General features: G+C 59.1%; 10 protein-coding genes. 7 read left to right on the top strand and 3 right to left on the bottom strand.

From position 1 onward, the window contains the following. Positions 1-16: 16 nt before the first annotated feature. Complete coding sequence (locus tag I6E81_RS01805) at positions 17-2,263, top strand: bifunctional (p)ppGpp synthetase/guanosine-3',5'-bis(diphosphate) 3'-pyrophosphohydrolase (RefSeq protein WP_197105713.1); 2,247 nt, start codon at positions 17-19, stop codon at positions 2,261-2,263. On the opposite strand, the gene I6E81_RS01800 is transcribed toward I6E81_RS01805, so the two are convergent. From I6E81_RS01800 to I6E81_RS01790, 3 genes are all read right to left on the bottom strand, one after another. After that, positions 2,260-2,832, bottom strand: a complete 573-nt coding sequence (locus I6E81_RS01800; RefSeq protein ID WP_197105712.1) for a hypothetical protein — start codon at positions 2,830-2,832, stop codon at positions 2,260-2,262. The two genes, I6E81_RS01805 and I6E81_RS01800, sit on opposite strands and share 4 nt — an antisense overlap. Positions 2,833-2,914: 82 nt before the next feature. Continuing rightward, positions 2,915-4,144: a DUF349 domain-containing protein gene (locus I6E81_RS01795; protein WP_197105711.1), complete on the bottom strand. Its 1,230-nt coding sequence runs from the start codon at positions 4,142-4,144 to the stop codon at positions 2,915-2,917. Between the two features lie 83 nt (positions 4,145-4,227). Then, positions 4,228-5,022, bottom strand: a complete 795-nt coding sequence (locus I6E81_RS01790; protein ID WP_197105710.1) for a peptidylprolyl isomerase — start codon at positions 5,020-5,022, stop codon at positions 4,228-4,230. A gap of 152 nt (positions 5,023-5,174) precedes the next feature. Between I6E81_RS01790 and I6E81_RS01785 the strand changes: the two genes are divergently transcribed. The 6 genes from I6E81_RS01785 to ruvX all read left to right on the top strand — a co-directional run bounded on the left by I6E81_RS01785 (position 5,175) and on the right by ruvX (position 11,323). Next, the gene (locus I6E81_RS01785; protein WP_197105709.1) at positions 5,175-6,506 is read left to right on the top strand and encodes a replication-associated recombination protein A; all 1,332 of its coding nucleotides are present in this window, start codon (positions 5,175-5,177) and stop codon (positions 6,504-6,506) included. A 252-nt stretch (positions 6,507-6,758) separates the two neighbouring features. After that, a complete protein-coding gene (gene rpsD / locus I6E81_RS01780) occupies positions 6,759-7,388 on the top strand; it encodes a 30S ribosomal protein S4 (protein ID WP_010202678.1) in 630 nt (209 codons plus the stop codon). 118 nt (positions 7,389-7,506) lie between these two features. Then, the gene (locus I6E81_RS01775) at positions 7,507-7,869 is read left to right on the top strand and encodes a DUF948 domain-containing protein (protein WP_197105708.1); all 363 of its coding nucleotides are present in this window, start codon (positions 7,507-7,509) and stop codon (positions 7,867-7,869) included. A 59-nt stretch (positions 7,870-7,928) separates the two neighbouring features. After that, positions 7,929-8,156 (top strand): hypothetical protein, encoded by a 228-nt coding sequence (locus I6E81_RS01770; RefSeq protein ID WP_197105707.1) that lies wholly within the window; start codon positions 7,929-7,931, stop codon positions 8,154-8,156. Between the two features lie 47 nt (positions 8,157-8,203). After that, positions 8,204-10,858, top strand: coding sequence for an alanine--tRNA ligase (gene alaS / locus I6E81_RS01765; RefSeq protein WP_197105706.1), 2,655 nt, complete (start codon positions 8,204-8,206; stop codon positions 10,856-10,858). A gap of 3 nt (positions 10,859-10,861) precedes the next feature. Continuing rightward, complete coding sequence (gene ruvX / locus I6E81_RS01760) at positions 10,862-11,323, top strand: Holliday junction resolvase RuvX (RefSeq protein WP_197105705.1); 462 nt, start codon at positions 10,862-10,864, stop codon at positions 11,321-11,323.

The raw sequence follows: 11,323 nt of genomic DNA, 5'->3' as shown, positions 1-11,323 counted from the left end.
TCTAGGAGGGAGCGGAATGAGCGATTCGCAGCAGTCATCAGCTTCTTTTCGCGCGCTTCTTCCGCGTCTGTTTTCGCGAGCTCAACCGGCGGGTTCGGTCGAGAAGCTTCTGCGCACCGTCAAGGCGAGTCACCCCAAGGCAAACCTTGCTCTGATTGAGCGCGCGTATGCCGCAGCATTTCGGGCGCACGACGGCCAGAAGCGCAAGAGCGGTGAGCCGTACATCACTCACCCGATTGCCGTTGCGCAGATTCTTGCGGAGCTCGGCATCGGTGAGAAGACGATTGCCGCGGCGCTGCTGCATGACACGGTAGAAGACACCGCCTATTCTCTCGACGAGCTTCGCCTCGAGTTCGGCGATGAGATCGCAATGCTCGTCGACGGCGTCACCAAGCTCGACAAGGTGAAATACGGCGACAGCGCTCAGGCGGAAACTGTTCGCAAGATGATCGTCGCGATGTCGAAAGACATTCGCGTGCTGGTAATCAAGCTTGCTGACCGCCTGCACAACGCCCGTACGTGGGGCTTTGTTCCTCGGGAGTCTGCCTCGCGCAAGGCGCAGGAGACCCTGGAGATTTACGCTCCTCTCGCCCACCGGCTCGGTATTCAGGCGATGAAGACCGAGCTTGAAGATCTGTCGTTCGCGGTGTTGCACCCGAAGATCTATGTCGAGATCGAAAGCCTGGTCTCAAAGCGAACCCCGCAACGTGACGAATTTGTCAAGCAGGTTATCGCGTCGGTGAAAGACGACCTCAGAACGTCACGGATCAAGGGAACCGTCGCCGGCAGGCCCAAGCAGTATTACTCGATCTATCAGAAGATGATTCTGCGGGGTCGGGAGTTCGACGAGATTTATGATCTGGTCGGTATTCGCGTGCTCGTAAACTCGGTACGCGATTGCTACGCCGTGCTCGGATCGATCCACGCTCGCTGGAATCCGATTCCTGGTCGCTTCAAGGATTACATCGCAACTCCCAAGTTCAACCTGTATCAGTCACTTCACACCACAGTCATCGGACCTGATGGTCGTGCCGTCGAGATCCAGATTCGAACGAACGAGATGCACCACCGTGCTGAGTTTGGTGTTGCTGCGCACTGGAAGTACAAGGACCGTGCCGCTGGTAAGGCGATTGAGTCAGGCCCAGCAGACAATGACATGGCGTGGTTAGCCCACATCACTGACTGGCAGGCAGAGACCTCTGATCCCAGTGAGTTCCTCGAGTCGCTGCGCTTCGAAATTGGCGCGAAAGAGGTGTACGTCTTCACTCCTCAGGGCAAGGTAATCGGCCTGCCTGCTGGCGCTACCCCTGTCGACTTTGCCTACGCAGTGCATACGGAAATCGGTCACCGCACCATGGGCGCCAAGGTCAATGCCCGTCTGGTTCCGCTTGAGACGGTACTCAACAGCGGGGACTCCGTCGAAGTCTTCACATCGAAGAGTCCGGATGCGGCACCGAGCCAGGACTGGCTTGGGTTTGTCAAGAGCACGCGAGCGCGCAACAAGATCCGTGCCTGGTTCACAAAAGAACGCCGAGACGAGGCCATCGAGCAAGGCAAAGATGCCATTGCTCGAGCGATGCGCAAGCAGAACATGCCCCTTCAAAAACTCATGAGCCAAGAGTCTTTTGCCGAGCTCGCTGCGAACATGCGCTACGAAGACGTATCCGCGCTCTATGCGGCTGTTGGCGAAGGGCACATTTCCACTCAGTCAGTGATTGAGAAGCTTGTTGGCTCTCTGAGCGCTGGAACCGAAGAAGACGACGGCGAGCTCACCTTCCCTGCTGCGGGCAAACTGCGTCCCTACAAGCATTCAGACTCAGGCATCCTAGTGCGAGGCGCGCCGGATATTCTGGTGAAGCTTGCACGCTGCTGTACTCCCGTTCCCGGCGATGACGTCGTCGGTTTCGTTACTCGTGGAGCTGGCGTTTCGGTTCACCGCGCTGATTGCAAGAACGTGCAGTCGCTTCTCGATGAGCCCGAGCGCATGATCGAAGTGGAGTGGGCTCCTACCTCTAAGAGTTTGTTCCTCGTTCAAATCCAGGTTGAAGCTCTCGACCGTGCTGGACTGCTCTCTGACATCACCAAGGTGCTCAGTGAGACCCATGTCAACATACTTTCGGCTACCGTCAACACGTCGACTGCGCGCCTCGCGATTAGCAAGTTTGTTTTTGAGATGGGCGACACGACTCACCTCGACCGTGTGCTCAACGCCGTACGGCGCGTAGACGCTGTCTACGACGTCTATCGGGTCAATAGCGGCTAGCTGGCAGAGGTGAGCGCTGCGGGAGACTGTAGCGCTGCTAAGCGCGCGAGGGCGATTCGCTTTTGTGGCAAGTTTCGGCGCGCGTTGAGTGAATCGACGCACTGACGGTAGTCGAGCTTGCCCTCGGCCATGAGGACTCTGACTGCAGCCTCTTCTCGCGCTCCAAATGGTTCGCTAAAGCGGACGAGGTCAAAAACTGTGCGCAATCGAGACGTGACGCTAACGCCCGACACCGTGTCGATGTCATCATCGGTGATGACGACCTCCCGGAGCACCGCATTCAGGCTTGGATGTGGTCGCGTTCGGGCGCCAATGGCTACGCACAACTGGTGGCGAGCCGGGGGATTGAGAGCAGCGCCCCACACCCAGGCGGCTGTCATCCGTTCGGCAATTATGCGGGCATCCAAGACGACGCCGAGCGCACGGGCGCGTAAATGAATGGTGTCGAATTCATCGATCGGGCAGAAGCACTGGTCAAGAGCGAACAGTTCACCGTCGAGTGCGGCGCATTGGAGTTCCGCTAGCGGCAAATCGATCGCGCTGAGCACTGGGGGGAGTCGTGGTGTCATGCGTCTATCGTGCGGTCGCGAGCAACCGCACGAAGACAACATCAGCGATTCAGTGGAGAACTAATCACCTGTGGACAACGACCTACTTGAGAGCGCCCAACCATGCCTTGCGGGCATCGAGCGCATCTTGGGCTGAGGCGATCTTCTTTGCATTGCCCGTGGCCTGGGCTTCCGCCAGTTCTGCCTCAAGCTTTGCGATCGCTTCGTTGAGTTGACCTAGGAAGCCTTCTGAGCGTTCTTGACGCTCAGGGTTGTTCTTGTGCCAGTGGTCCTCGTCGAGCTTGCGCACGGCAGTCTCGACCTTGCGGAGGCGTTCCTCAGCGGTCTTGATCTTGTCGCGGGGAACTTTGCCAATCTCATCCCAGCGCTTCTGAATCGAAAAAAGAGCCTTCTTGGCTTGCGCACGATCAGTTGCAGTGAGCAGCGGCTCGGCTTCGTCGAGCAGCGCTTTCTTCAACTCCCAGTTTGCGGTGAACTCGACGTTGTCGTGAGCATCAACTTCTGACTTAGCGGCGTAGAGCACGTCGCCGGCCTGCTTGAACTTCGCCCAGAGAGCGTCGTCAAACTTCTTGCCCGCGCGGCCAGCAGCCTTCCAGCTATCGAGCAATCGACGGTAGGTGTGGATGCCCTCGGCACCCTGTGCGGCAAGAGCCTCTGCTTCGTCGACAAGAGCTTGCTTGTCTGCGCGCGCCTTCTTGTGCGCGGAATCTAGTTCGGCGAAAAAGGCACGGCGGTGGGTGTCGATTGTGCTGCGCGCTGCACGGAATCGCTTCCACAGTTCGTTCGCTTCGCTCTTGGGAAGGCGAGGACCGTCAGTCTGATGGGCTTTCCAGCGCGCAAAGATGTCGTCCATCTGAGCGGTGACTTGCTTCCACTGCGCTTTGGCCGGATCGCCAGCAGCGAGCGTCTCTGCCTCAACAACGAGTGCGTTGCGGGCAGCAATTGCCTCCGTGAGTGCAGCTTTCGCTTCTTCGCTTTGCTGTTCTGTGAGCTTCGATACGGAACCGCCAAGCGCCTGCACTCGCGTAAGCAGTGCTGCGAGGTCGCCGACAGCGTTTGCTGTGGCAATCGACTCGTTGAGTGCTGTAACAGCCTTCGCGACGTCAGAGGCGGGAGCGCCGTTCTTGACCCGCTGTTCAAGCAACGTCACTTGCCCAGCAAGTTCGTGATACTTGCGGGTGAAGTAGGCCAACGCCTCTTCGGGAGTTCCGTCAGGGTACTGGCCGACGGCACGTTCGCCGTCCGCCTCGCGGACGAATACGGTGCCTGTCTCGTCGACGCGGCCCCACTCGTTCTGGTTCTCTGTAGCCAATTACTTCACCTTGCTGCTTATGCCGGAAGTTGCTGCCGGGTTACCCAAGCTTAGGACAACCGTACTCACGGTCGCTGACGCTGTTATTGGATCGTGAAGCCCGTGATGCTTGTGGCAGTCACCGGGGCCCCATCTTGGGCATCGCCAACGATGCCGCCAGCGACGATCTCCGATTGGAGAACGTCGAGTCCAGAGGTGACCTGACCGACGATGCTGTAGCCGCCGGCCGTGTCATCAGGAATGATCGCATCGTCAAAGACGATGAAGAATTGACGGCCATTCGAGAAAGCGTTGTCGCCCGTTCGTGCCATCGCGATAGTGCCTGCGGGGTAGAAGCCGCCGACTCCGGAGTTTTCAACGGGGCCGTAGGCATAGTCGGGGTCGCTCGCGCCGGTGCCGTCCAGCGAACCGCACTGAATCAATCCTGCGTTATCGGTGACGACCAGCCGGTGGCAGACGGTGCCAACGTAGTAGTCGGATGCCGCGGAGTCGACCAGAGAAGCCACGGCTTGTGGTGCCGCTGCGCCGTCGAGCTCAATGCCGAGTGCGACATCGTTGAGAGTAAGTTCCCCAGACCACGTGCGGGCTTCGGCGAGAGCAAGATCCGGAACATCCCCGACATTGCCGGGTTCGGTGGCTTCGGCCTCCGGGGTGAAGGACGGCGCAGGCTCTGGAGTTCCCGGCCCTGCCGAGAAGTAGAAGACCTGAGCCGTAGCTACGAGCGCGATGATGACAAGACCGACGCCCACGGCGAGAACGTTGTCACGCTTGCGGCGAGCCACGGTCTGTTCATGCACTGACGCACGCGCAGTGTAGAGGCGCAGTCGTTCCCGAGCTTCTCGTTGCTCGCGGGAATGCTTCTTGCTGGATGCCACCATTACTCCTTGAAGAATCGCGGACGTCGCCGCTGTCGTAGGAACGCCACAATGAACCTTACGGTCTCCCGGGAATCTCAACCAAACGCCACGACGCCCGAACGTAATGAAGGTGCACTGTGCCGACGGTCAGTGCGGGCGATTACGATTGAGCTATGGATGCTTCCGCAACTCTGCACAGCGGAGCAACACCTCTTGCCGTGCGCATGCGGCCGCTGACTCTCGACGAGATCGTCGGTCAGAAACATTTGCTGCAGCGCGGGTCGCCGCTGATGAGCCTCGCAAACGATGCCGAAGGCAGCCATGGTTCGGCATCCATTATTTTGTGGGGCCCGCCTGGCACCGGTAAGACCACAATCGCTAAGGCGATCGCACGGGGGTCTCAACGAAAGTTTGTAGAGCTTTCTGCGGTCACCGCCGGCGTGAAGGATGTGCGTCAGACCATGGAAGAGGCGCTGACTGCCCGCGATCTTTATGGTGTGTCTACGGTTCTGTTCCTCGATGAGATTCACCGTTTCACTAAGGCACAACAGGATGCGTTGCTTCCTGGGGTAGAAAACGGCTGGGTCATTCTGATTGCGGCGACGACAGAGAATCCGTCGTTCTCCGTGATTTCACCGCTATTATCGCGGTCCCTGTTGCTGACGCTCAACCCGCTTGACGACAACGATCTGGGGGACTTGGTCGATCGCGCGGTCTCAGACCCCCGAGGGCTTCGGGATGCGGTGGTGCTGGAGCCTGAAGCGCGCGCACTCCTCATCCGACTGTCATCCGGAGATGCGCGCCGGGTGCTGACTGCGCTCGAAGCCTCCGCTGTTTCTGCATCGAATGACGAAGACGCAGCAACTCCAGCGCTAGTGACGGCAGAACATGTCGCGAATGCTGTTGATCGCGCCCTATTGCGTTACGACAGAAACGGTGATGAACACTACGACGTGATCAGCGCCTTCATTAAGTCTGTGCGTGGTTCTGACGTTGATGCCGCGCTCCATTACTTGGCACGCATGATCGAAGCGGGGGAGGATCCCCGTTTCATTGCGCGGCGCGTGATTATTAGCGCCGCGGAAGACGTGGGTGTTGCCGACCCTCAAGCGCTCGTCATTGCCGTAGCGGCCGCCGATGCAGTGCAGCTGATCGGAATGCCCGAAGGCCGCATCCCGCTGGCCGAAGCTGTTGTTTATCTGGCGACAGCCCCGAAATCGAATGCCGCCTATTCCGCTTTGGATGCCGCGATAGCCGATGTGCGTGCAGGAAAGATTGGCCGGGTGCCCAAGCCGCTTCGCGATGCTCACTATCCGGGTGCCAAACGTCTCGGCCACGGAAAGGGGTATCGCTACTCTCACGATTCTGAGTTTGGAGTGGTGAAGCAGGAGTACCTTCCCGATGTCTTGAAAGGCACCGAGTATTACACTCCGACGAACAACGGCAACGAGCGCGAAGTGTCTGCCCGTCTCGTCAAACTGCGAGAGATTATTCGCGGCGAATAGCTGCCTCAACTCGCTCTCTGGCTCGGTGTGGCGAGTCGTGGCCTGCAGGGTGCTGCCGTGATAGAGTTACACGTCCCAACGATACGGTTTCGGCGCGCGGCTGCAATGAAATCGAATATCGCGGAACACCGGTCTGTAGCCGACCAGGTTCCCTAGGGTCATCCCTCTACTTCGTCTGGTGTGTTGTGTACGCGCGTTCGCGTGCGAGTGATCGCCAGATTGTTCTTACTTGAATCAATCGAAAAGGATCCTGTGTCTACTAAGTCACGTACCCGTAGCAAGACTCGCCTGTCGCGCGCGTTGGGCATTGCCCTCACGCCGAAGGCTGCCAAGTACCTCGAAAAGCGCCCCTATGCTCCCGGTGAGCACGGCCGCACCAAGCGCAAGCAGGACAGTGACTATGCTGTTCGTCTTCGCGAGAAGCAGCGTCTGCGTGCCCAGTACGGCATTCGTGAAGCTCAGCTGAAGATTCAGTTCGAGGAAGCTCGCAAGACCGCTGGCCTGACCGGTGAGAACCTGGTTGAGCAGCTCGAAATGCGTCTCGACGCTCTGCTCGTTCGTTCGGCAATCGCTCGCACGACCGCACAGGCTCGTCAGATGATCGTTCACCGCCACATCTTGGTTGACGGCCAGCTCGTCGACCGTCCCTCGTTCCGCGTTAAGCCGGGACAGCTCATGCACGTCAAGGCTCGCAGCGAAGGCATGGAAATCTTCCAGGTCGCCGCAGCTGGCGGACACGTGGATGTTCTTCCTAAGACTCCTGGTTACCTCGAAGTTGAAATCGACAAGCTGCAGGCACGTCTCGTACGTCGCCCCAAGCGCGCCGAGGTTCCCGTGACCTGTGAAGTTCAGCTCGTTGTTGAGTACTACGCAGCACGCTAACTATTGAAAGAAAGGGCCGGAGCTTTTGCTCCGGCCCTTTCTTGGTTTACGGCGGAGTTCGGCACGATTGTCGAATACCGTGTACTTGTACCTTTTCTTCAGATTGACGGGAGTAGCCATGACTGGTGGAGATATCGCAGGGCTCATTGCGGCCGGAGTGTTCGCAGTGCTGGTGGCATTGCTCGCTGTTCCTCTTCTCAAGCTGGGGAAGGTCTTTGACGAAACCAGCACCGCCATCCGTGGGGTGAGCGATAACCTCGATCCCATGCTGACGGAAGCCACGACAACGATTTCGGAAACTAACCGTCAAATCGCGCGCGTGGACGCCATCACTCGCAATGTGGAAGAAACGACGGGCAACATTTCTGCCCTCGTCGCCCTCGGCGCGGCCACCGTTGGCGGCCCGTTGATTAAGATCGCAGGCTTCAGCGCCGGAGTTCGGGCCGCTGTCCTGAGCCTTCGCCCCAAGCGCCGTCGCTGAGGCGTCGAAACCGCCTAAGCTAATACGGTTCGTGTTACCCCCAATCTGAAGGAGAAATCATGAAAGGCGCAGTCCTTTTCGTCGTTGGAATTGCCGTTGGGTTCGTGGCAGCACACCAAGTCGCAAAAACGCCAGAGGGAAAGCAGTTCTTCTCCGACGTTGACAGCAAAGCACGTGAGTTCACGAGTGCTGTTGTCGATGGCTATCGCGAACGCGAAGCAGAGCTTCGTGACGCCGTAGCGGATGTCGAAGAAGCAGTAGCTGACTTCTCTCAGCGTTCTAAGTAAGACCATCAGGGCCCTTGGGCCGCATCATTGAGTTCCCGGGGATCCCCATGCAAACCGCAGAAATCCAAAAACGTTGGCTGACCTATTTTGGTGAGCGTGGCCACACGATCGTTCCATCCGCATCGCTTGTCAGTGATGATCCGACACTGCTCTTTACTGTCGCCGGAATGGTTCCGTTCGTCCCCTATCTGACTGGTCTGGTCCCGGCTCCGTACGACCGTGCTACCAGCGTGCAGAAGTGCATCCGTACCCTCGACATCGAAGAGGTCGGCAAGACGCCACGCCACGGCACGTTCTTCCAGATGAATGGCAACTTCTCGTTCGGAGATTATTTCAAGAAGGAAGCCATCCAGTTTGCATGGGAATTCCTGACGCTGCCAGAAGATGAGGGCGGACTCGGTTTTCGACCTGATGACCTCTGGGTCACCGTGTACGAAGATGACGACGACGCTGTTGCATTCTGGAAAGAGACAGCAGGACTGCCGGATGAGCGCATCCAGCGACTCGGCATGGACAGCAACTATTGGTCGACCGGGCAGCCGGGGCCAGCTGGCCCGTGTTCGGAGATCTTCTTCGACCGTGGCCCCGCTTATGGTGCAGATGGTGGCCCCGCCACCGATGACGACCGTTACGTCGAAATCTGGAACCTCGTCTTCATGCAGTACTTGCGTGGCGAGGGCAAGGGCAAAGACTTCTCGATCCTTGGTGAACTTCCGAAGCAAAATATCGACACTGGTATGGGGCTTGAGCGCGTCGCGTTCCTCAAGCAGGGCGTCGAGAACATGTACGAGATCGACCAGGTTCGCCCTGTCCTTGACAAGGCGGCGGAGCTCGCCGGTCGCACTTACGGCGCCGACCACGAAGCTGATGTTCGGCTGCGTGTAGTCGCTGACCACGTGCGTTCGAGCCTCATGCTGATCTCGGATGGCGTGACTCCCGGCAACGAAGGCCGGGGCTATGTGCTGCGTCGTCTGCTCCGTCGCACGGTGCGCGCGATGCGACTCTTGGGCGTCGAAGGCACCACGTTCGCAGAGCTCTTCCCGGCATCCCGCGATGCCATGAAGGCGGCGTATCCCGAGGTGGAGAAAGACTACGATCGCATCTCCCGGATCGTGCTCGCTGAAGAAGACGTCTTCATGCGCACCCTCGCGAGCGGCACCACAATTCTCGACACTGCAGTAGAGAACACGAAGAAGTCAGGCGCGACTGAGCTGCCGAGCGACACCGCATTCTTGTTGCATGACACCTTCGGATTCCCCATCGACCTCACTCTGGAGATGGCTGCTGAAGCGGGGTTGAGCGTCAATCGCGATGCTTTCGACACCCTGATGAAGCAGCAGCGTGATCGCGCAAAGGCGGATGCCGGCTCAAAGAAGCAGTTCTTGGCAGACCTTTCTGTTTACGGTGCGTTCCGTGCTCTCGGCGAAACGACGTTCACCGGCTACGACACCCTGGAAACCGAGTCCAGCGTGATCGGCATCATCGTTGACGGCGTCTCAGTGAGCCGGGCCACGACCGGGCAGACGGCTGAAGTCATCCTTGCCGAGACTTCGTTGTACGCCGAGTCTGGTGGACAAGAAGCGGACGCCGGTGCCATCGTGGGCGCCAGTTTCCACCTTGAAGTTCTCGATGTGCAGCGCCCGGTTAAGGGCCTCATCAGTCACAAGGTCACCGTCACAGCCGGCGAGGTCGGAGTCGGAGATCCTGCTTCTGCGCTTGTTGACGCTGAATGGCGTCGCGGGGCGACTCAAGCTCACTCGGCTACCCACGTCATCCACGCAGCATTGCGTCAGATCTTGGGCGATGACGCTCACCAGTCTGGTTCCTACAACAAGGCCGGCTACATGCGCCTTGACTTCTCTTGGTCGCAAGCGCTGTCGGTTGAGACGAAGACCGAGATTGAAGAGGTTGCCAACACTGCAGTGCGCGACAACCTCGAGGTCTCGACGCGCATCATGGCCTTGGACGATGCCAAGGGGCTCGGCGCTATGGCGCTGTTCGGAGAGAAGTACGGCGACACAGTGCGCGTTGTCGAAATTGGCGGCCCCTGGTCGCTCGAGCTCTGTGCAGGAACGCACGTTGCACGGTCATCCGAAATCGGACTGATCTCGCTGGTAGGGGAGTCGTCCGTTGGTTCGGCTAACCGGCGAATCGAATCTCTCGTAGGACTCAATGCATTCCGCAACTTCGCGACGGAACGCGCGATCGTGTCTGAACTGACGACGAACCTGAAGACTCCGCGCGAACAGCTTCCTGACCGTATCGCCGAACTGCTGGCCAATCTGAAAGCGGCTGAGCGCAAAATTGCTCAGCTGGAGGCCGGTCAGCTGTCGCAGCGTGTTCCTGCGCTCGTGGAGACCGCTCGTGTTGCCGGATCTGTGACTGCTGTCATTGAGAATGTTGGAGAGTTGGCTTCGACCGACGATCTGCGCGGTCTTGTTCAGTCGGTGCGCGAACGGTTGGGTGCAGAGTCGGCAGTAGTCGCCCTCGCAGCCACCATCGGTGACAAGCCTGCCGTGATCGTCGCAACCAACGAGGCTTCACGGGCGCACGGCTTCAAGGCGGGCGAACTGGCCAAGGCTGCTGCTGGCGTGCTCGGCGGTGGCGGAGGCGGAAAGCCAGATATTGCTCAAGGTGGCGGTGCACACCCCGCGGCTATTCCCGACGCCCTCGCTCTCATTCTGTCGAGACTGTCGGCGTAACCGATGCGTTCGGGAACCAGAATCGGCGTAGATGTCGGCAAGGTCCGCGTCGGGGTCGCTCGCAGCGACCCCCACGGGATGCTGGCAACGCCGGTCGAGACTGTTCAGCGAGCCCAGAAGAGCGTGAAGCGTATTCTCGCGCTTGCGGAAGAGTATGACGCTGTCGAGTTCGTTGTCGGGCTTCCGATTGCGCTCTCTGGCCGGGATACCGCGTCGACGGGCGATGCGCGAGAGTTCGCTCAGCAACTCGCTAACAAGTCGTCGCTGCCCGTGCGACTGGTGGATGAGCGGATGACGACGATGACGGCGCAATCCGCTTTGCGTGCATCCGGTCGAACCACGAAGAATTCACGGTCGGTGGTCGATCAGGTTGCCGCCGTTATAATTTTGCAACATGCCCTCGACTTCGAGCGCTCGGCGGCCCGCCCGCCCGGAGAGCTCGTGGACCCGACGCAAGGATCCTGA

The organism is Salinibacterium sp. NG22 (assembly GCF_015864925.1).
In the GTDB taxonomy this organism is placed as follows: Bacteria; Actinomycetota; Actinomycetes; order Actinomycetales; family Microbacteriaceae; genus Rhodoglobus.
Note: the sequence above shows the minus strand (reverse complement) of the source record. Positions and strands in the feature narration are given on the sequence as shown.